Source organism: Streptococcus sp. HMSC068F04 (assembly GCF_001837455.1).
GTDB classification, from domain to species: Bacteria; Bacillota; Bacilli; order Lactobacillales; family Streptococcaceae; genus Streptococcus; species Streptococcus salivarius_D.
Genome location: NZ_KV832465.1, coordinates 1 through 21,195, shown reverse-complemented (window position 1 = coordinate 21,195; position 21,195 = coordinate 1). Strand labels below are relative to the sequence as shown.

The following is a 21,195-nucleotide window of genomic DNA, read 5'->3' as shown; positions in this document are numbered from 1 at the left end:
ACCACCCGTTAGACGGGTGGTTATGATTAGTCTTTTTTAGCTGGTTTGCCTTCAAGTTTGTGACCCAAGTCAATGAGGTATTGCTTGAGGTCATCTTTAATTTGAGGATGTTTAAGCGCATAATCGATAGACGTTTTCATGAATCCGAATTTGTCACCGACATCATAACGGTCTCCAGTAAATTCGCGAGCAAAGACGCGTTGTGTCTTGTTAAGCGTATCGATAGCATCAGTCAATTGGACTTCGTTTCCAGCACCTGGTTCTTGAGTTTCCAAAATACCGAAAATTTCAGGTGTTAGAAGGTAACGTCCGATGATAGCAAGATCACTTGGTGCATCCTCTGGATTTGGTTTTTCAACGAAAGTTTCAACGCTATAACGTCCATTTTCGCCTTCGCCTTGAGGGGCGATGACACCATAAGAAGAAACTTCTTCGTGTGGTACAGGCATAACTGCAATGGTTGATGCGTGTGTTTCCTCATAATCGTTAATGAGCTGTTTAGTCAATGGTACAGCTTTATCGTTAGTGATATCCATAAGGTCATCACCAAGCATAACAACAAATGGCTCATTCCCGACAAATGCTTTAGCTTGAAGAACAGCATCTCCAAGGCCACGTGGGTGGCTTTGGCGGATAAAGTGGAGGTTAATAGCAGTAGTGTCATTAACCAATTTCAACAGGTCTGTCTTACCTTTTTGTTCCAAGTTATATTCTAACTCGAAGTTTGAATCAAAGTGGTCTTCGATAGAACGTTTTGATTTACCAGTCACCACCAAGATATCTTCGATACCTGATTTGAGGGCTTCTTCAACGATAAATTGAATAGTTGGTTTGTCAACGATTGGCAACATTTCTTTGGCCAAGGCTTTAGTAGCTGGTAAAAAGCGTGTTCCGAGTCCTGCAGCGGGGATGATAGCTTTTCTAACTTTTTGATTCTTCATGAGAACTCCTTAGATTTTATTTTTTATCCCATTCATTTTCAGAGCGCAATTCATTGGACATCATATTGAGAATAGATTCCTTAATATCAGCACCCTCATAGATAGACTTGTAGATTGCTGTTGTAATTGGCATGTAGACGCCGAGTTCTTGGGCGATTTCGTAGGCAACCTTTGTGGTTGAAATACCTTCGATAACCATTCCCATGTTACGTTCAATGTCTTCTAGTTTTTCTCCACGACCGAGCGCATCCCCAGCACGCCAGTTACGTGAATGGATAGAAGTTCCTGTAACAATAAGGTCACCAACCCCAGATAGACCGCTGTAAGTCAAAGGATCAGCCCCAAGTTTCACACCAAGACGAGTAATTTCCGCAAGTCCACGAGTAATAACGGCTGCTTTGGCATTGTCCCCATAACCCATACCGTGGAGGGCACCAGCACCTACCGCGATAATGTTTTTAAGAGCACCAGCTGTTTCAACACCAATCACATCTGAATTGGTGTAGAGGCGGAAGTAGCTATTGCTGAAAATACCTTGGACATAGCGTGCCGCTTCAAGATCCTTAGATGCTGCTGTAATCAAAGTGATATCGCGAACGATAGTTTCTTCAGCATGGCTTGGACCAGATACGACAACAATCTCACTACGAAGTTCCTTAGGGATCTCTTCTTCAAGGATTGTTGAAAGACGTTCGTGTGTTCCAGGTTCCAAACCTTTGGAAGCATGCATGACAACAACTTCGTGGTCCAAAAGTTCAGCAACTTGCTTAGCAACTAAGCGAGTGACCTTGGTTGGAACAACAAAGAGAACAGCGTCGACACCATCTAGGGCTTCAGATAGCTCTTTGTAGGCTTTAATGTTTTCATCCAAAACCACATCCTTGAAGTAGCGGGTATTGGTGTGGTTCTCGTTAATTTCATCAATTTGTTCAGGGATGTTTCCCCAAATACGGACCTCGTGTCCGTTGTCGTTGAGTACCTGAGCAAGGGCAGTTCCCCATGAACCAGGGCCCAAGACAGCGATTTTTTGTTTTTTCATCATTAGGTCTCCCTTTAGGTCCTTTCTAACAAAGTAGAAAAAGACTGTATTCTTTCTCATTATAACATAAGAAAAGCATGTTTGTCTTGTACTCTCTGTTAGGAGGGCTGATGGCTATTTATTTTTTCAGCCAATTTTGGGCAATGTAGCCCCCAATGAGAGCAGCCATGAGCGTTCCTCCAATCAGGATTAAGACATGACTGGCTGTAAAGGGAACCATAACTTGATTTACATAATCTTGAGTTTTCCCTTTGGCTAGGAGCTGTGCGATATAGGCTTTGGGCGCGAGCCACATGGTGATAATGGGTGCTAAGTTCCCTAGGGAAAAGATCATATAGGAAAGTAAATTAAGTTTACTATTCTCATAGTTCCCTTTCTTAGCTAGAAAGTCAGCGACAAGGCCAGCTAGAAAGCTAGGAAGAAAGGCTAGAACAAAGTGCCCAGAGGCAAAGAAGAAGAGGGACATAAAGATACCCAGACAGGTAATTGCTCCAAATTGTTTTGTCTTTCTGATAAGCCCCAAGTAGACCCAGCCTGCAAAGATAGCCGCTAAAGCAGGCGTATGATACATATTTTTGACTTTGTAAAAGATTAAATCAATAGCCACTGCAAGGGCTAGGCAAATAAAATACAGTAGAATAGCTAGGCTGGTTTGTTTGATGAATGTTTTTTGACGCATGTGGTCTCCTAATCAATGTGAGGTGTTTTAGTTTTATTGAGCCAAGAGTATGCCAAACCAATGAAAATACCTCCGCCAATCCAGTTACCGAAGAAAACGACTACCCACTGACGTAGAATATTTGCCAAAGTGAAATTATCTACAGCGTCACGCACACCGTTGAAACCGAGCAACATGAAAGAAGCAAAGTTCGCAATCAAGTGTTCATTAATCAAAAATACAAACATAAAGATAGCTGATAGCGCAATGAAAATTTTAGCAGATTCTTCTTTGAGGAGCATGTAGCCCAAGATGGCAATATTAACGAACATATTAGCTGTAATACCTTCTGTAAAGTTCATCCAATCTGTTTTTCCAAGCTTGGTTGAGACAGCAGTAACTAAGAAACTCTTGTCAGTCAAATGTTGGAAAGAGAAGGATTGGTTGAAGAACCAGGCCAAGATAAGGGCACCGACAAAGTTAAAGAAGGTACAGTAGAGGAGGATGGTACACATCTTGCTCCATTTGATTTTACCATAATAGGCACCACTGGTCAGGAACATCATGTTTGAAGTAGCCAACTCTCCATTGAATATGAGAACGAAGACCAGTCCGATGGCAAAGATAAAGGCGAAGACAAAACGAGAAAGGGCTGGGATACCTGTAGCGATAACATCCGCACCAATAATTCCTACAGCAGTTGACATGGAAAGATAAGCTCCTGCAAGCATAGAACGCAAGGCATAGCGCCCCAGACTTTCGTCAAAGAGAGCTTCTTTTTTAGCACAAGCAGCGAATACTTTTTCTTGAAATTGAGACATAGGTTTACCTCTAAAATGTGTGGTTTGGAGCATGGCAAATGCGCAAGCTCGAGTGAAAATGAATCTAAGATGACCATGAAAAAAAGTCAGGACAGTTGTCCCAACTTTTCCAAGTCTTAATATGAGGATGCTCCAGATGTTGCATCTGCGGCTGGGGCTGCGTCGCCACCATGACCACCCGCATCTGATGCACCAGATGTGGCGTCGCTACCGCCATGACTAGCTGCAGCTGGTGCAAAAGGACCGCTTCCTCCGACAAGGCGTTGACCAGTTGTTTCGAGATACCAGTCAAGCCATGGTTTAAAGTTAAAGACGATTTCATTGATTCCTGCATAAGAACCATCATCATAGTACATAGCCTGATAGTTATGCGTATTGATAACTCCTTCAGGTGACCCTGGAACAATCGTACGAACATATTCTTGGTTACCATTACGAAGTGTACCGATAACCCATTCTACATTTTTCATACGAGCTGGTGGAAGTGAGCCGTGAACAGTTGACATACGGCTACCAGATTGAGGTGGCACACGTTTGGCAAACATAGTGTCAGGATCTTGATGGGCGTTATTGTAGTAGAGGAACTGGTTATTATCATCGGCATAGGTCAATTCAAACGGCATGGCCTTGAGGAACATGTCAATTTGATTAACTGTCAAAATACCGTGATCCAATTTCACGTAGGTATCACCAGATACCGCACCAGTGATTTCAGCTACTTTTTCTACCCATTCAGGATCATCAGGGTCAACCTCAGTAACAGTTGTAGCGATTGGGTTGTTACAATCCAAGTCTTCAGGTTCAATTGGTTTTGGTTTTTTCAATTTAGAAACCACTCCTACATATTGGATGAAATTATCTAAGCATTGTTCAAGGAAGTTAATAGTGCCTTCGTTAGTAATGTTCCCCTCAAGGTCAAAGGCTTCTTTAGCCTTTCCAAGCAAGAATTCATTACCTGGAAGTGTATAGGCATTGACACCAGGTGCTTCAAGGATTTTACGCAAATGCACTTGGGCACGTGAAGTCCCTTGGTCGTAGTATGAAGCACCAACAATCATTACAGGCTTGTTTTCAAATGGGTGCACTTCGAATGAGAGCCACTCCAAAACTGATTTAAGTGCTGCAGAGATAGTGTGGTTATGTTCAGGTGTTGCAATGATAACACCATCAGCGCGTGTAATTTTGTTATTAAGTAAGCGAAGTTGGAAGCTTTCATCCCATTTTTCATCTTGGTTAAACATAGGAACTTCATCAATTTCCAAAACTTCAAGTTCAAATTTTATTTTAAAATGTCTTCTGATAAATTCGAGCAGTTTACGGTTATATGATTGGTCATAATTTGCTCCAACGAGTCCAACAAATTTCATAGTTTCTATTCTCCTGTCCTATAGGCTTTCCCAGTCGAAGTCTTCAGCTTCTTTGTGTAGCAACTCTGTAGCATGTGAGAGTTTACCAGTAATTTTGACGTAGAGACGGAAGTCATCGAAAATAGCATCTAGTTTTTTGATGACATCAAGGTCGACTAAATCACCATTGCTATCAAAAGCTTGTAGGGAGTGTGAGAGTAAGAATTCGTCTGGAAGCACATTAGCTTTGATTTCTGGAGCATTCAAGATTTGACGAAGTTGTAACTGTGCACGAGAAGCCCCGAGTGTTCCGTAAGATGCTCCTGTAATCATAACTGGCTTATTCAAAAGAGGGAAAACACCGTATGAAACCCAAGCTAAAGCGTTCATGAGAACGGCAGGAATTGAGTGGTCATACTCAGGTGTTCCAATAATAACACCATCAGCCTCATCGATTTTTTTAACGATTTCAAGGACACTTTCTGGCAATTGTTTGTTAGCGGGTTTGTTAAAGACAGGAAGGTCTTTGATTTCAACAAGTTCGATGTCTGCCTTATCTGCAAAATGTTTCTGAATATATTGCAATAATTGTCTATTAGTTGAACGTTTTGAATTCGTACCAACAAGTCCGATGAATTTCATGACAATTCTCCTTAAAAGTATTATATCTAGTACTATGTTAGCGTTTTCCTGGTTAAAAGTCAATCTTCGTTTAATGAGAAAGTGATTAGACTATTACCTTTGTCATCTTATTTCGAATAGATTATAATAGGATAGATTTAAAAGTCTGAAGCTAGCATGGCTAGTTTATACAAATACTAGTCAATAGATGTATTGAAAGGAAAAATAATGACAAAAATTCGTGGATTTGAACTCGTATCAACGTATAACAATCAGGAATTGCTTCCAAAACGTGAGACAGCTCATGCTGCAGGTTATGACTTAAAGGTGGCAGAGAACACTGTCATTGCTCCTGGGGAAATTGTTCTCGTCCCAACAGGTGTTAAGGCTTACATGCAACCTGGTGAGGTCCTCTATCTCTATGACCGTTCGTCAAACCCTCGTAAAAAAGGTCTGGTCTTGATCAACTCAGTTGGCGTTATTGACGGCGATTACTATGGAAATCCAGGAAATGAAGGTCATATCTTCGCCCAGATGAAAAATATTACTGATCAGCCCGTGACTCTTGAAGTTGGCGAACGCATCGTTCAAGGTGTCTTTATGCCCTTCTTGATTGTAGATGGGGACGAAGCTGATGGTGTTCGTACAGGTGGTTTTGGATCGACAGGAAAATAGAGGAAGCAAAGTGGCAGATTATTTGTTAGTAATCGATATGCAGTCAGATTATGTTGCTGTAGGAAAAGCATATCATGAAGAACTGATTGTAGCTGTAAATGACAAAATTGCTACCTATCCGAGCGACCGAGTTATCTATATTCTCAATCGTTTTTTCTGGGAGAGAAAAGATAGAAAGAAGAAATTTGCGACCGGCTTGCTGCTTGTACCTTCTCGTATCTTTGAGAAGCGTCGGGCTTCTTGTTTCACCAATCTGGATTTAAAAGATTTTTTAGAGGGAAATGGTGCTAAAAGCATAGAGTTTATAGGGGTAGATGGCAATGGCTGTGTTAAGGCTTCCGTTTTAGCGGCTCTCAAGGAGAATTATCAGGTTTCCGTCGATTTGTCCGCTGTCGGAGTTGCCAACCAGAAGAAATTTCAAAAAACATTGCATAAGTGGCACTCTGCTGGAGTAAGCGTAGAAGGAGAATTATCATAGCTAAGAAAAAATCAACTTTTGTTTGTCGAGAATGTGGCTACAATTCACCCAAATATCTAGGGCGTTGCCCCAACTGTTCTTCTTGGTCCTCTTTTGAGGAGGAAGTTGAGGTGCAGGAGGTAAAAAATGCTCGTGTCAGTTTAACGGGTGAAAAGTCCAAACCTACTAAATTAAAAGAAGTCTCTTCAATTAATTATGCCCGCATAAAGACTGACATGGATGAGTTTAACCGTGTTCTAGGTGGCGGTGTGGTTCCGGGTAGCCTGGTTCTTATTGGAGGAGATCCAGGGATAGGGAAATCAACTCTTCTCTTACAAGTGTCAACACAGCTGGCTAACAAGGGAACTGTCCTCTATGTTTCTGGGGAAGAATCTGCCGAGCAAATCAAATTGCGGAGCGAACGTTTAGGTGATATTGATAACGAATTTTATCTTTATGCTGAGACCAATATGCAAGCCGTTCGTAGCCAAGTGGAGGCTATAAAACCCGATTTCCTCATTATCGACTCTATTCAGACCATCATGAGTCCAGAGATTTCTGGCGTTCAAGGCTCTGTATCTCAGGTTCGTGAAGTTACTGCTGAACTCATGCAGATTGCCAAAACCAATAACATTGCCACATTTATTGTTGGGCATGTGACCAAGGAGGGACAGTTGGCTGGACCACGTATGTTGGAACACATGGTGGATACTGTGCTCTATTTTGAGGGTGAACGTCATCATACCTTCCGTATTTTACGAGCAGTCAAAAACCGTTTTGGTTCAACTAATGAGATTGGGATTTTTGAGATGCAGTCTGGTGGTTTGGTAGAAGTGCTAAATCCTAGCCAAGTTTTCTTAGAGGAACGCCTAGACGGAGCCACAGGTTCTGCCATTGTTGTAACAATGGAAGGTAGCAGACCTATCTTAGCTGAAGTTCAAGCCTTGGTGACCCCAACCGTCTTTGGTAATGCTAAGCGGACAACAACGGGACTGGATTTTAACCGCGTCAGCCTCATTATGGCTGTTTTAGAGAAACGTTGTGGCCTTCTTCTCCAAAATCAAGATGCTTATTTAAAATCAGCTGGTGGTGTCAAATTGGACGAGCCGGCTATTGACCTTGCTGTTGCCGTTGCCATTGCTTCTAGTTACAAGGAGCTTCCAACCAATCCACAAGAAGCCTTTATAGGAGAAATTGGCTTGACCGGAGAGATACGCCGAGTAACTCGCATTGAACAGCGTATTAATGAAGCTGCTAAACTAGGTTTTACTAAGATTTATGCTCCCAAAAATTCTCTGCACGGCATGAAAATTCCAGAAGGTATCCAGGTGGTTGGCGTTACGACAGTGGGAGAAGTACTCAAAAAAGTCTTTTCTTAAAAAAGTGATAAAAAAGCCAACTTGAAAACGTTTGCAAAATTATATCTCCAATGCTATACTTTTCCTAAGGATAGGGAGGTATTTATTATGCAATTTTTCACAGACAGCAACATGCAATTCCCTTTGGTAGAGCTATCTCTCAATCAAGGTGAAACGGTCTTTATCCAGCGGGGCAGTATGGTGTATCACACACCTAATGTGACGCTGAGTACTAAATTAAATGCCAGTGGTTCAGGTCTGGGCCGCTTTGTAAAAGCCGTTGGGCGTTCAATGGTTTCGGGTGAAAGTAGCTTTATTACTCAGGTTGTCTCACAGTCCAATAATGGTTATATAGCCTTGGCCCCTGATTCTCCAGGTCAGGTCATTCCCCTTTATTTGGGAGAAAAGCAGTACCGACTTAATGATGGTGCCTTTCTAGCATTGGATGGAACGGCCTACTATACGATGGAGCTCCAGTCTGTTGGTAAGGCTCTTTTTGGTGGGCAAGGAGGTTTCTTTGTGATGACAACCCAAGGTCAAGGGACACTCTTGGCGAATGCCTACGGTTCTATTAAAAAAATTGAGCTAAACAACCAAGAAGTGACTATTGATAATGCCCATGTCGTTGCCTGGAGCCAGACACTAGATTACGATATTCACTTGGAAAATGGTTTCTGGCAGTCTATTGGGACAGGAGAGGGTGTTGTGAATACCTTTAGAGGAACAGGTGAAATTTATGTTCAAAGTCTCAATCTTCAAACCTTTGCAGGCTTACTTAATAGATACTTACCAAAACGTTCATAATATAAATTGAAGGAGGGTGGATGCTTGTTAGCATCTATTCTCCTTTTTATATTGCAAACTCAATAGCTGACAAGTTAATAAAAAGATGATAATATAGTGTGTAAATAATTTGATAGTCAAATTATTTTCTTCATTAGAAAGTGAGTTATTATGTCTTATTTTGAAAACTTTCTCAATGCCAACAAAGCCTATGTTGACCTCCACGGGACAGCCCATCTTCCCTTGAAACCAAAGACTAAGGTGGCTATTGTGACTTGTATGGATTCACGCCTTCACGTTGCTCAGGCCTTGGGGTTGGCCCTAGGTGACGCTCATATTTTGCGTAATGCGGGTGGTCGTGTAACGGAAGATATGATTCGTTCTTTGGTCATTTCTCAACAACAGATGGGGACACGAGAAATCGTAGTTCTTCACCATACAGATTGTGGTGCTCAGACCTTTAAGAACGATGAGTTTACCGCCTATCTCAATAAGGAACTTGGTGTTGATGTGTCTGATCAAGATTTTCTTCCATTCACAGATGTAGAAGAGAGTGTTCGTGAAGATATGGCGATTCTTCGTCAGTCACCGCTTATTCCTGAGGATGTTATCATCTCTGGTGCGGTTTATGATGTAGATACTGGTCGAATGACTCAAGTTCATCCCTAATACCGAAAAATTAAGCAGGCATGATTGCCTGCTTTTTTCATGGTTTGACATAAAAAACTCAGCATAAAATATAAATGCTGAGTTAATCTAGTTTTTAAGAAACGATAAAAATAAGAATCACGGTCCCCAAATAGAAAAGACTAGTGATAAAAAAGCTTATACGCCAGAACAACTTAAGAAAACGTTTAAACTTGAAAGATTGTGTTTTTCTTAGCATCTGAATCGTGATAATGATAGCCGCCAAGGATAATAAGATGGTGATGTAAGGCAAAAAGCTATGGGTAAAGAAACGGGCTGACACAGCAACCACCTCAATAAAATAAAGTGGGAAGGTAAGGTCAGCAAAATTAAGCCCAAGGTATTTTAAACTAAAGAATCGGTGGATAATAAAAGCAAAGATAGGTGTTAAAATCAAAAATGCTATAGCAAAGAATTTATATAGAATCATAAGTCTATTTTACCTCGAAAAGGCCTTTATGTAAATTTTTTCCTAAACTTAATAAGAAATTCTTGCATCTAAAAAGAATTTCTGTATAATAGATAAGGTATGTAAAAACATACTTGTGGGAGGTAACAAAACTTACTTACCGCCAAAACCACAATAGGAGGAAATTACAAAATGGCTAAAAAAGTCGAAAACATCGTAAAACTTCAGATTCCTGCTGGTAAAGCGACTCCAGCTCCACCAGTTGGACCAGCTCTTGGTCAAGCCGGAATCAACATCATGGGATTCACTAAAGAGTTTAACGCTCGTACAGCTGACCAAGCTGGTATGATCATCCCAGTTGTTATCTCTGTGTATGAAGATAAATCATTTGATTTCATCACTAAAACACCACCAGCTGCTGTTCTTTTGAAAAAAGCTGCAGGTGTTGAAAAAGGTTCAGGTACTCCAAACTCAGTTAAAGTTGCTTCAGTAACTCGTGCACAAGTACAAGAAATTGCTGAAACTAAAATGCCTGACTTGAACGCTGCAAACATCGAATCAGCTATGCGTATGATCGAAGGTACTGCACGTTCAATGGGATTCACTGTTACTGACTAATTCAGTTAACAAGAAAACCACAGACGTCGTCTCACTTCGCTGAGTGACGTGGAAGATGAAAGTCGTTATGACCACATTACACAAGGAGAAATAATTAACATGGCTAAAAAAAGCAAACAAATGCGTGCTGCTCTTGAGAAAATTGACAGCACAAAAGCTTACAGCGTAGAAGAAGCTGTAGCTCTTGCACAAGAAACTAACTTTGCAAAATTCGATGCTACTGTTGAAGTATCATACAACCTTAACATCGACGTTAAGAAAGCTGACCAACAAATCCGTGGTGCAATGGTATTGCCAAACGGTACTGGTAAAACTCAACGCGTTCTTGTATTTGCTCGTGGTGCTAAAGCTGAAGAAGCTAAAGCAGCAGGTGCTGACTTCGTTGGTGAAGATGAACTCGTTGCTAAAATCAACGGTGGATGGCTTGACTTTGACGTTGTTGTTGCAACACCAGATATGATGGCAATCGTTGGTCGTCTTGGACGTGTCCTTGGACCACGTAACTTGATGCCAAACCCTAAAACTGGTACAGTAACTATGGACGTTGCTAAAGCAGTTGAAGAGTCTAAAGGTGGTAAAATCACTTACCGTGCTGATAAAGCAGGTAACGTACAAGCTATCATCGGTAAAGTTTCATTCGAAACTGAAAAATTGGTTGAAAACTTCAAAGCATTTAACGATGCAATCCAAAAAGCTAAACCAGCTACAGCGAAAGGTACTTACATCACAAACCTTTCAATCACTACTACACAAGGTGCTGGTATCAAAGTTGATCCTAACTCATTGTAAGAGTAGTAGAAACCTATCTTCGGATAGGTTTTTTTCTTACTCTGGACACGAAATTTGAGTAGAAAATAAAAAATATTCAGAAAGTAGTGTTGCTTTTTCGAATTTATGGTATAATTTAAGCGTATACACATAATTATTGATTTTTGAACTTTTTACGTTGCGAATTTAAGGAGGCAATGAATGAAAAAGAGTAAGGTATTTTTACTGGCAGCCGTAGGCCTGTTATCTGTAGGTGTTTTAACGGCTTGCTCGTCATCAAGTAAGACGTCTGGTAAGACTTATAATTATGTCTATGGTAGTGACCCTGCAACCTTGGACTATCTTGCTACAAACAAGAAAAATATGACTACAGCTGTTAGTAACGGTGTTGATGGTTTGTTTGAAAATGACCAATATGGGAATTTAAAACCTTCTGTCGCTGAAGACTGGTCTGTTTCTCAAGATGGTTTGACATATACTTACAAGATTCGTAAGGGACTTAAATGGTACACTTCAGATGGCGAAGAATATGCCAATGTAACAGCTAAGGACTTTGTAACAGGTCTTAAGCATGCTGCGGATACAAATTCTGAAGCGATTTATTTGCTACAAAACTCAGTTAAGGGCTTGAATGATTACCTTTCAGGTGCCAACAAGGACTTTTCAAATGTAGGTATCAAGGCTGTTGATGATTACACCTTGCAATATACACTTAGTCAACCAGAACCTTACTGGAATTCAAAATTGACTTACTCTGTTACTTGGCCTGTTAATGGAGACTTCTTGAAATCTAAAGGTAAAGATTTTGGTAAGTCAACAGACCCAACATCTATCCTTTATAACGGTCCATACCTTCTTAAGGCTTTGACAACGAAGTCATCTATTGAGTTCACCAAGAATGAAAACTATTGGGATAAGGATCACGTCTATTTTGATAATATCAAATTGACTTATGATGATGGATCAGACCAAGAGTCTTTGGAACGCAACTTTACAGATGGTGTATACAACTTAGCACGTCTATTCCCAACAAGTTCTAACTATTCCAAAGTTGAAAAACAGTACAAAGATAATATTTTCTATACGCAACCTGGATCAGCTGTAGAAGGTGTTGGTATTAATATTGATCGTCAAACTTATGGTCATACATCTAAAGAAAATGACCAGCAAAAGACATCAACTAAGACAGCTCTTCTCAATAAGGATTTCCGTCAATCATTAGGTTTTGCTATTGACCGTACAAATTACGCCGCACAACTTAATGGTAAGGAAGGTGGAAGTACTGCCGTCCGTAATATCTTTGTTAAACCAGACTTTGTTCAAGCAGATGGTAAGGACTTCGGAACAATGGTAATGGATCAACTTCCAGCTTATGGTGATGAGTGGTCTGGTGTGAATCTTGCAGATAGTCAAGACGGTCTTTATAACCCAGAAAAAGCTAAGGCTGAATTTGCTAAAGCTAAGGAAGCCCTTCAAGCAGAAGGAGTTCAGTTCCCAATTCATTTGGATGTCCCTGTTAATCAATCAAGTAAAATTACTGTGAATCAGGTACAATCAATTAAACAGTCTGTTGAATCTGCTCTTGGAAAAGACAATGTTGTGCTTGATATTCACCAATTGTCGGCTGATGATTTTAACAACATCACTTACTCTGCATCAAATGCAGCTGCAGAAGATTGGGACTTGTCAGTGGGTGTGGCTTGGGACCCTGATTACCTTGACCCTTCAACTTATCTTGATGTCTTGAAAACGACAAGTAGCGAAAATACTAAATCCTTCATGGGTTATGACGATCCAAATAGTCAAGCAGTTCAAAAAGTAGGTCTTAAAGAATATGACCAATTGGTTGAAGATGCCTCTAAGGAAACAACAGACTTGAAGGTTCGTTATGAAAAATATGCAAAAGCTCAAGCATGGTTGACAGATAGTGCCCTCTATCTTCCAACAACTACTTATAACGGTGCAGCTGCTGTAATTTCTCGTATTAAGCCATTCTCAGGAGCTTATGCTCAAGCTGGTGATAAAGGTTCTTCATACTACTTCAAGTATCTTAAATCTCAAGATGATATTGTAACTAAAAAACAATACGACTCAGCTTATAAAGATTGGCTTAAAGAAAGAGCGAAATCTAATGACAAAGCTCAAAAAGATCTTGCCAAACACGTTAAGTAATCTATTGAAAACGTCTACCTTTAGGTAGTCGTTTTTTTAACAAAATTTCTCGAACCACCCTAGATTGTGATATAATAAGAAAGATTGGTACTCGCTTCTAGATTTTTATTTGGAAAGTTTGGGGGGATAGAGTTGCCTACTGGTACTTATCATCTTAAGTTAGTCCTAAGAAAGGGACTTTAGGCTCAATAGGTATCCAAAGACTGAAGAATGAAACATAAAAAGGAGATTTATCTTGGCTAAAGATATCCGCGTTCGTTACGCACCAAGTCCAACAGGGCTTCTACACATTGGTAATGCTCGTACAGCATTGTTTAACTACCTTTATGCACGTCATCATGGTGGTACATTCATTATCCGTATTGAAGATACTGACCGTAAACGTCACGTTGAAGATGGTGAGCGTTCACAGCTTGATAACTTGCGTTGGTTGGGAATTGACTGGGATGAAAGTCCTGAGACACACGAAAACTATCGTCAATCAGAGCGTTTGCCACTTTACCAAAAATATATTGATCAACTTTTGGCAGAAGGTAAAGCCTATAAGTCATATGTCACTGAAGAAGAGTTGGCTGCAGAGCGCGAACGTCAAGAAGCGGCTGGTGAAACTCCTCGTTACATTAACGAGTTCCTTGGCATGACTGAAGAAGAAAAAGCTGCCTACATCGCAGAACGTGAAGCAGCAGGTATTGTACCTACAGTTCGTTTGGCGGTTAATGAGTCAGGAATTTATAAATGGCATGATATCGTTAAGGGAGATATCGAATTTGAAGGTGGTAATATCGGTGGTGACTGGGTTATCCAGAAGAAAGATGGTTACCCAACTTACAACTTTGCGGTAGTTGTTGATGATCACGATATGCAAATTTCACACGTTATCCGTGGAGATGACCATATTGCCAATACACCAAAACAACTCATGGTTTATGAAGCTCTTGGTTGGGAAGCTCCTGAGTTTGGACACATGACTCTTATCATCAATTCTGAAACTGGTAAGAAGTTGTCTAAACGTGATACTAACACCCTTCAATTTATCGAAGATTACCGTAAAAAAGGTTACCTTCCAGAAGCAGTCTTTAACTTCATTGCTCTTCTTGGTTGGAATCCTGGCGGTGAAGACGAAATCTTTTCTCGTGAAGAACTCATTAAACTTTTTGATGAAAACCGTCTAAGCAAGTCACCAGCGGCCTTTGACCAGAAGAAATTGGATTGGATGAGTAACGACTACATTAAGAATGCAGATTTCGATAAGGTCTTTGCTCTTTGCAAACCTTTCTTGGAAGAAGCTGGTCGTTTGACAGATAAAGCTGAGAAATTAGTGGAACTCTATAAACCACAAATGACAGCTGCAGAAGAAATTGTCCCTCTTACAAATCTCTTCTTTGAAGATTTCCCAGAATTGACAGAGGCTGAAAAAGAAGTTATGGCTGGTGAAACAGTACCAACAGTACTTAAAGCCTTTAAAGCCAAACTCGAAGCTATGTCTGATGATGAGTTTGTTGTTGAAAACATTTTCCCACAAATTAAGGCTGTTCAAAAAGAAACAGGAATCAAAGGGAAAAATCTCTTCATGCCAATCCGTATTGCTGTTTCAGGAGAAATGCACGGTCCAGAATTGCCAGATACTATTTTCTTGCTCGGTCGTGAAAAATCAATCAAACATATTGATCAAGTTCTTGCAACACTATAAAAACAACCCCAACAATCGTTGGGGTTTCGAATGCACATAAGCGATATGTCAATGATTATATGATAATTGCTAAGTCTACTTTTGTAATATAATGATGATATTTCGTAATCATATCATCATTTTCAAAACTTTAAATTAGTTTTATAATAGATTGGTAATAAAAATTAGGGAGGAGTGAGCATTATGAGAAGATTTGGTTGGTATTTCTACTATGTTATTGGCATGTACCCATAAAAATAGGTAATGAGTCAGTTAAAGAGCTTAGTTTTTCTAAGCTCTTTTTTATGTTTATGAAAAGTAGGGGACATGTGGGATTGTCTGATGTTAGATTGTTCTCAATCAGGAAAAAATAGCTTTATATTTTTAGCTTTTTCTAATAGGAGTGATGCTAAATTATATATTTATGTTACAATAAAGTAGGTTGATTTTTGAAAGGAAGGGGGAGTCTAGAGATGATTGTTTTGTTTACGGTTCTACGTCTATTGGCTATTTTAATTGTTAGTCACGATATGTCAGGTTTGCTCAAAACTTGGAAGAGTAAATGCTGGTTTATCGCAGGGAGTCTCTTGCTCTCTCTATTTGTTGGAGGCATTACAGGGTCGCTCTTAGCACTTTTGTTCTGCTATCTTTTCTTAAATAAAATATCAAGTAGTGAAAAGAATTCTTTTCTTTTCACCTTTTTGCCGTGGGTTTTTGTTGAAGTCACCTCGAAACTGCTTCAACTTTACTTTTTCCCATGGATTTTTCAAATTAATTACTTACAGGTCAAGGACACCCCAGTACTCATTGCTTTGTCTTATCTCTTGATTTACCCAATTTTTCATCTGATTGTCAAAGTGTTCTTTATTGACTTTGGTGCTCTCAATGTTATGGGAAATAACCATACTTACCAAGTTAGACAACGCTTATTGGTTGGGGTGACTCTGGCTTATATTATTTTATCTTTAATTATTTTCTATGCCAGTAATATCTTTCCTTACTCAGGTCTCTTTATTTATTTAGCAGGTAGTATTACGATTGTCTACTCCATTCTCTTTATTTTGCTCTTTGCTCAGCTTAATATCTATTCTAAGAAAAGAGTGAAGGACCAGTTGACCGAAGAAATGGCTAGACACGAGGAAAGTTTAGAAGAATATAGCCACCGTTTAGAAAAACTCTATAATGATATTTCTCAGGTGAAGAAGGATTATCTCGAAGGGCTTAAAACAATGGAGGTTAGTATCCAACGACGAGACTTACCTGCTTTGAAACAAGAGTATGCAGAACTTTTAGAAAAATCTGGAAATAGCTTAACTTTGTCAAATTATGAATTGTCACGCTTAATCAACTTAGAAATCACATCTCTCAAGAGTCTCTTTTCTGCTAAAGTGCTTGAGGCTGAGAACTTAGGAATTAAGGTCAATTTGGAGTTGCCAGATGTTATATCGTCAACTCAGATAGAGGCCTTAGATTTGGTTGTGATTTCTTCTGTCTTCTTAAACAATGCTATTGAGTCGGCAGTGGATTCTGAAGATCCTACTTTAACCATATCCTTCTTTAAAAATCAAGGTTATCTTATCTTGGTTATTGACAATACAACCAGAGAAGAACGTATTCCTGTGTCAAGGATTTTTGATGAAGGGGTTTCTAGTAAAGGAGAAGGCCGAGGACTTGGTCTGTCTAAGGTTGCAGATATACTTAATCGCTATCCAAAAGTAAATCTTGAGACTCGTAGTTGTGACCATCATTTTACACAGGTACTCTCTTTTCAGGATAGTTGATAAATCAAAGATAATATTTGTAGAGGATAGGGAAAATAGAAAGGGGAAAAGCATATGCAACTTGTGATTGACGGCCTTATTGCTTTGGTTGTTGTCGTTTCACATCTTGTGATTTTAGCTAGAATGGCTTATCTAGATGTTTTTACTTACAGTTACATTCCTTATGTAATCGTAGTAACTGCCGTTAAGTGGTTAGCCAAGGTGCTATGGCAAATTGATATTCCAGATGCGATTTATCTCCTAGTCTTTATTTTTCTTGAAAAACCTCAGGCTCTACGAGAAGAAAAGTATTTTTGTGCTTTCTTTGCCCCTGTCTTTTGGACTCTGATTACAAGCTTCTTTAGTTTTTATTTTTTCCGAGTTTTCTTTAATAAGCCGGTCGAATTGGTTCCAAACCATTTAGGAATCTTGGTTGTAGATAGTGTTGTTCTTCCCTTCTTTCTAGGCTTGCAAAAAATGTTCGGTTTAGATAGCTTTTTTAAGGAACCATATCAGGACTTGCAGGATAAATATAAGAGTATGCTCTTGCAAGTTGATCATATTTTAATTATCAGTTATCTGCTTATTCTCTTTAAACGGGAGATTTTCTCCTTGCTTCTGAGTCAGACCTATCTCCCAGGTTACCCTCAAATTTATATTTGGGTTGGTTTCCTTATACACATGTATATTCTTGTTCGCTTTGTTTCTTATGGTAAAGACGTACGTGATAGCAAAATTCTCAGAGAACAAGAGGAGCACTTGAGGAGTCTGGAAGCTTATAATGAAAAAATCGAAACTGCCTATAAGAGTGTACGCTCATTTAAACATGATTATGAAAATATACTCATTAGTATGCAGACAAGTATTGATAGTGGGGATTTTGACCTTATTGAACAAACCTATCAGGATATTTTGAAAAAGGCTGGTCAAGAACTCGTTGAGGAAGATGACGAAACTGTCTCTTGAGTGTAAACAGGAAATATTATCATGAACTTACAGCTTTGGACCATGGTATCACTTGAAAATAGTATTATTCAGATTATTAGTTTTCATATTACCTGGTTTATTTATAAAAAACTAACAAGGAGCACTCTAGCTTACTGGAAAGTATTTTGTTTAAGTCTCTTAGGTATAGTGGTATCATTTGGTAAAGGTGATGGCTTCTATTATCAAGTTGTTATCTTTCTAGCTTTGGCCTTAAAGGAACGGCGGGAGCATCGTTTGACGCTCTGGGCAAGCCTCTTTTTTGGGGCTTTCTCGGTTCTCTTTACTGATTTATTTGCGACTTTTACACCATATTATGTATTCAGTAACTTATTTACAAATATGAGCTTGGTTGAGATTCAAGAAAATTTCTTCCTAAATTTGCTATCTTATGTGATGATTTATCCTTTTTTTCTCTATGTCAATTATCTATCAAGTTCAGATATTGACAAGATTAAGGAGCTGATTTATTCCCATGGTCGTGAGCGTTTATTGATTGCGGTTGATTTGACCTTTGCACTCTACATTACTTGTAGTATTCTTTTGGTATCTACAGGTAGTGATGTGAGAGGGCCAATTTTTATTGCAATGGCGGTTTATCTCCTAATGGTAACAACCTTGAACCGCTATTCTCATAAATTTGTCAGAGAACGTAGTAAGGAAGCTGTGGAGACCTATGTCTATAACTTGGAAGTCTATAATAAGCATATTGAGGATCTTTTTACAAAAGTAAAACCTATTGAAAAAGATTTTGAGAGTCTTTTGGTAGCTCTTGAGACTCCTCTGGCTAAAAATCAATTGTCAGAGGTTTTATCCGTTTATCATGAGCATTTGAACCATCTTAAACTTGATAATTTGGATTTAAATGATAAGTTGGCTCCTTTGTTCGAGATTCCTTATCCGGTATTAAGAAGTTGGATTGTAAACCAAGTTATTCCTTTGGAACAAAAAGGTGTCACAGTTAGGTTGGATGTCAATGTTGATGCTTATCCTAATAATTTAAATGTTGCAGTTCTTATTAGAGTTTTAGAACGTTGCATGAACTTAGCTGAAAAACTTTGGGCCAAGGAGCCGGAGACAGATATTGGTTTCCTTATTCAACAGAATGAGGATGGCAATCTCAGCTTTATTCTTGAGAATACCAACCAGGAAGCTAATCCGAAACTTGACGATAGTCTGGTTGTTAGTCGAGATTTTGCCCAGTTTTGCTGGTCAAACGGTATCGGTTTAACAAATAAAAAAGAATTATTTAAAACCTATCAAATTGTCACGGTAATACCATAATTGTAGGAAGGAGGAAGGTAGCTATGCTAGGTAACGTCATTTTTCAAATTTTGATGTTTGTCATTATTTGGGATATCTATTTACGTATTGGTGGACAAAACACTAATCTTAAAAATCGTATACTTTATTTGTTATTTGATGTTGCTCTATGCATTTGGGGACAACTCATTGGACGCTATATAGGCATAGTACCTCCCTTAGTAGCCATTGTAACATTGACATTTAGCTACCAACTGAATAAAAGTGTAACTTCTGTAGAGCGCTTTTTTCTAGGTTTTTACCCAGTGGTACTAGTCGATTTGGCAAGACGTTTTTTGGCTACTTTCTTCTTTCCGCCGATACTTGGCATAACTGTTGATACTTTAAACACTAATATTTGGTGGTCTATGGTACCACTTTCCTTCGTCATGTTGACGGTTAGAATAGTAGATTTTATTTTACGTCTAGATTTTACAGATATATTGAAAGTTGCTGCCCAACAAGAAAAAAAGAACCGTCTGGGTTTGGTCAACATGCTTCTTTTGCTTTATTATTTAGTTATCTTTTTGGTGTCGACATTTGATACTTATTTTCCAGAGTTACATCTTGAGGGTAGGTTTCGTTTACCATTGGTAGTGGGATATCTCTACTTACTCCTCTTTGTACTAGGAGCTGTGAACCAGTTCGCTAAGGAAAAAATAGAGCAGGATTTAGCGATGAAGCAAGCCAACTATCTTGATGATTTGAAGCGTGAGAATACTAGGGTAGAAGGTTTGTATAGAGACTTGATGCATGTTCGCTCTAACTATAATTTTCTGCTTAATAATCTGAGAGATATCGAAAGAACAGGAGATATTCGTTCTTACAAAAAAGATTTGGTTGATCTTTATGTGTATCGAGATCAGTACCGCCTCTCTACTCATGTTACAGATTTGGATAATATCCAAAACTCAAGTATTCATAGTCTACTTTCATCAAAGTATCATGAAGCTCAGATGTATCAACTCAACATTCATGCAGAAATTCCTGATCCAGTGATTCATAGCTATCTAACTGACTTAGATTTAGCAGTTGTTTTAGGTCATCTTATGAATAATGCTATTGATGGTGCTCGCAAAGCCCACGAGGGCTTTATTTGTATTGCCTATTTTGATGAAGAGGGCTGCCAGAGTTTTATTGTTGAAAGTGCAATTTCAGATGAAAAAGCTTTACTTTCAATGATGGCATCTCAAATTCCTATCAATGGGGGGGACGCAGGTATAAATGCTGTTCAAGATATCTTGGAACGTTATCCGAATACATCCTTCTCTGTTCGAAGTCAGAAACATAAAATGATGCAAATACTAGAAATGAGGCCCTAATATGAATATATATATTTTAGAAGATGATTTGATGCAACAAACACGTATTAGTGATATCATCAGAGAATTGGTTTCAGAGGGTGCGTTTTCTGTACGAAAACTTGAAGTTTTTTCTAAACCACATAAACTATTGTCCAGCATCAACGAGAAGGGGAACCATCAGATTTTTCTTTTGGATATTGATATTGATGGCAATCGAAAGAAGGGGTTAGAAGTTGCCTCTGAAATTCGTCAACAAGATGCTAATGCGGTTATTATTTTTGTAACAACTCACTCAGAATTTGCTCCAATTAGTTTTAAGTATAAGGTTTCCGCACTTGATTTTATTGAAAAGACAGTCTCTAATGTGGAATTCAAACAACAATTGAAACAAACCTTGACTTTTGTAAATCAAAAAATTGGAGATGTGGACGATGATGAGATGTTTGTGTTTGAAACTGCTCAGTCTAGAATACAAGTTCCGATGCGAGATATTTATTATTTTGCGACAGCTGCAACTCCTCATAAGGTAATGTTAATTACTAAAACAGAGCGCCTGGAGTTTTATGCTAATCTTGGAGATATTACTTCGGTGAATAAAATACTCTTTTCATGTCACCGCTCCTTTTTAGTTAATCTGGATAATATTGCCCGTATTGATAAGACGCAACTGATGATTTATTTTGAGAATGGTGATTCATGTCCGGTTTCTCGCTTGAAAATGAAGGCCCTACTTAAAAAATGGTCAGAGGTAAGAAATCATTAGTGGGAGTGACTAAATCAGACTTTTAAATTTGGCTCTATAATTTCTGTAGTGGGTAAAACC

The 21,195-nt window shown here is 39.0% G+C and carries 21 protein-coding genes; 14 read left to right on the top strand and 7 right to left on the bottom strand.

Going from position 1 to position 21,195, the window contains the following annotated elements; genetic code table 11:
- Positions 1 to 26: 26 nt before the first annotated feature.
- The 6 genes from galU to HMPREF2571_RS02530 all read right to left on the bottom strand — a co-directional run bounded on the left by galU (position 27) and on the right by HMPREF2571_RS02530 (position 5,447).
- Complete coding sequence (gene galU / locus HMPREF2571_RS02555) at positions 27 to 941, bottom strand: UTP--glucose-1-phosphate uridylyltransferase GalU (protein WP_002886993.1); 915 nt, start codon at positions 939 to 941, stop codon at positions 27 to 29.
- A gap of 16 nt (positions 942 to 957) precedes the next feature.
- A complete protein-coding gene (locus HMPREF2571_RS02550; protein ID WP_045769394.1) occupies positions 958 to 1,980 on the bottom strand; it encodes an NAD(P)H-dependent glycerol-3-phosphate dehydrogenase in 1,023 nt (340 codons plus the stop codon).
- A gap of 118 nt (positions 1,981 to 2,098) precedes the next feature.
- Positions 2,099 to 2,659: an MptD family putative ECF transporter S component gene (locus tag HMPREF2571_RS02545; RefSeq protein ID WP_013991240.1), complete on the bottom strand. Its 561-nt coding sequence runs from the start codon at positions 2,657 to 2,659 to the stop codon at positions 2,099 to 2,101.
- An 8-nt stretch (positions 2,660 to 2,667) separates the two neighbouring features.
- Complete coding sequence (locus tag HMPREF2571_RS02540; RefSeq protein WP_070847134.1) at positions 2,668 to 3,459, bottom strand: formate/nitrite transporter family protein; 792 nt, start codon at positions 3,457 to 3,459, stop codon at positions 2,668 to 2,670.
- Between the two features lie 116 nt (positions 3,460 to 3,575).
- Positions 3,576 to 4,826 carry an NAD(P)H-dependent oxidoreductase gene (locus HMPREF2571_RS02535; protein WP_002885631.1) on the bottom strand — a complete coding sequence of 417 codons (1,251 nt, stop codon included), beginning with the start codon at positions 4,824 to 4,826 and terminating at the stop codon, positions 3,576 to 3,578.
- Positions 4,827 to 4,844: 18 nt separating this feature from the next.
- Positions 4,845 to 5,447: an NADPH-dependent FMN reductase gene (locus tag HMPREF2571_RS02530; RefSeq protein ID WP_002886986.1), complete on the bottom strand. Its 603-nt coding sequence runs from the start codon at positions 5,445 to 5,447 to the stop codon at positions 4,845 to 4,847.
- Positions 5,448 to 5,654: 207 nt separating this feature from the next.
- Here HMPREF2571_RS02530 and HMPREF2571_RS02525 point away from each other — a divergent pair, with 207 nt between their 5' ends.
- The 5 genes from HMPREF2571_RS02525 (at position 5,655) to HMPREF2571_RS02505 (ending at position 9,368) form a co-directional block, all read left to right on the top strand.
- Positions 5,655 to 6,101, top strand: a complete 447-nt coding sequence (locus HMPREF2571_RS02525) for a dUTP diphosphatase (RefSeq protein ID WP_045769395.1) — start codon at positions 5,655 to 5,657, stop codon at positions 6,099 to 6,101.
- 10 nt (positions 6,102 to 6,111) lie between these two features.
- A complete protein-coding gene (locus HMPREF2571_RS02520) occupies positions 6,112 to 6,579 on the top strand; it encodes an isochorismatase family protein (RefSeq protein ID WP_013991237.1) in 468 nt (155 codons plus the stop codon).
- Positions 6,576 to 7,937 (top strand): DNA repair protein RadA, encoded by a 1,362-nt coding sequence (gene radA / locus HMPREF2571_RS02515; RefSeq protein ID WP_072903619.1) that lies wholly within the window; start codon positions 6,576 to 6,578, stop codon positions 7,935 to 7,937. Before HMPREF2571_RS02520 ends, radA begins: the two co-directional genes overlap by 4 nt.
- An 87-nt stretch (positions 7,938 to 8,024) precedes the next feature.
- Positions 8,025 to 8,720, top strand: a complete 696-nt coding sequence (locus tag HMPREF2571_RS02510; RefSeq protein ID WP_013991235.1) for a TIGR00266 family protein — start codon at positions 8,025 to 8,027, stop codon at positions 8,718 to 8,720.
- Between the two features lie 150 nt (positions 8,721 to 8,870).
- Positions 8,871 to 9,368, top strand: a complete 498-nt coding sequence (locus HMPREF2571_RS02505) for a beta-class carbonic anhydrase (protein WP_002885818.1) — start codon at positions 8,871 to 8,873, stop codon at positions 9,366 to 9,368.
- Between the two features lie 94 nt (positions 9,369 to 9,462).
- Here the strand turns inward: HMPREF2571_RS02505 and HMPREF2571_RS02500 are convergent, their stop codons facing one another.
- Positions 9,463 to 9,816 carry a DUF3397 domain-containing protein gene (locus tag HMPREF2571_RS02500; RefSeq protein WP_002885872.1) on the bottom strand — a complete coding sequence of 118 codons (354 nt, stop codon included), beginning with the start codon at positions 9,814 to 9,816 and terminating at the stop codon, positions 9,463 to 9,465.
- A gap of 171 nt (positions 9,817 to 9,987) precedes the next feature.
- On the opposite strand from HMPREF2571_RS02500, the gene rplK reads away from it, so the two are divergent.
- From rplK to HMPREF2571_RS02455, 9 genes are all read left to right on the top strand, one after another.
- Positions 9,988 to 10,413 (top strand): 50S ribosomal protein L11, encoded by a 426-nt coding sequence (rplK, locus tag HMPREF2571_RS02495; protein ID WP_002885648.1) that lies wholly within the window; start codon positions 9,988 to 9,990, stop codon positions 10,411 to 10,413.
- 99 nt (positions 10,414 to 10,512) lie between these two features.
- Positions 10,513 to 11,202, top strand: coding sequence for a 50S ribosomal protein L1 (rplA, locus tag HMPREF2571_RS02490; protein ID WP_002885800.1), 690 nt, complete (start codon positions 10,513 to 10,515; stop codon positions 11,200 to 11,202).
- Positions 11,203 to 11,382: 180 nt separating this feature from the next.
- Positions 11,383 to 13,353: a peptide ABC transporter substrate-binding protein gene (locus HMPREF2571_RS02485; RefSeq protein WP_013991234.1), complete on the top strand. Its 1,971-nt coding sequence runs from the start codon at positions 11,383 to 11,385 to the stop codon at positions 13,351 to 13,353.
- Positions 13,354 to 13,588: 235 nt separating this feature from the next.
- The gene (gene gltX, locus HMPREF2571_RS02480; RefSeq protein WP_013991233.1) at positions 13,589 to 15,043 is read left to right on the top strand and encodes a glutamate--tRNA ligase; all 1,455 of its coding nucleotides are present in this window, start codon (positions 13,589 to 13,591) and stop codon (positions 15,041 to 15,043) included.
- A 452-nt stretch (positions 15,044 to 15,495) separates the two neighbouring features.
- A complete protein-coding gene (locus HMPREF2571_RS02475; protein ID WP_070847132.1) occupies positions 15,496 to 16,803 on the top strand; it encodes a GHKL domain-containing protein in 1,308 nt (435 codons plus the stop codon).
- A 54-nt stretch (positions 16,804 to 16,857) separates the two neighbouring features.
- The gene (locus HMPREF2571_RS02470; protein ID WP_013991231.1) at positions 16,858 to 17,748 is read left to right on the top strand and encodes a hypothetical protein; all 891 of its coding nucleotides are present in this window, start codon (positions 16,858 to 16,860) and stop codon (positions 17,746 to 17,748) included.
- A 21-nt stretch (positions 17,749 to 17,769) separates the two neighbouring features.
- The gene (locus tag HMPREF2571_RS02465; protein WP_013991230.1) at positions 17,770 to 19,050 is read left to right on the top strand and encodes a hypothetical protein; all 1,281 of its coding nucleotides are present in this window, start codon (positions 17,770 to 17,772) and stop codon (positions 19,048 to 19,050) included.
- Positions 19,051 to 19,073: 23 nt separating this feature from the next.
- Positions 19,074 to 20,390 (top strand): GHKL domain-containing protein, encoded by a 1,317-nt coding sequence (locus HMPREF2571_RS02460; RefSeq protein WP_070847130.1) that lies wholly within the window; start codon positions 19,074 to 19,076, stop codon positions 20,388 to 20,390.
- A gap of 1 nt (position 20,391) precedes the next feature.
- Positions 20,392 to 21,135 carry a response regulator transcription factor gene (locus tag HMPREF2571_RS02455; protein ID WP_002886967.1) on the top strand — a complete coding sequence of 248 codons (744 nt, stop codon included), beginning with the start codon at positions 20,392 to 20,394 and terminating at the stop codon, positions 21,133 to 21,135.
- Positions 21,136 to 21,195: the final 60 nt, after the last annotated feature.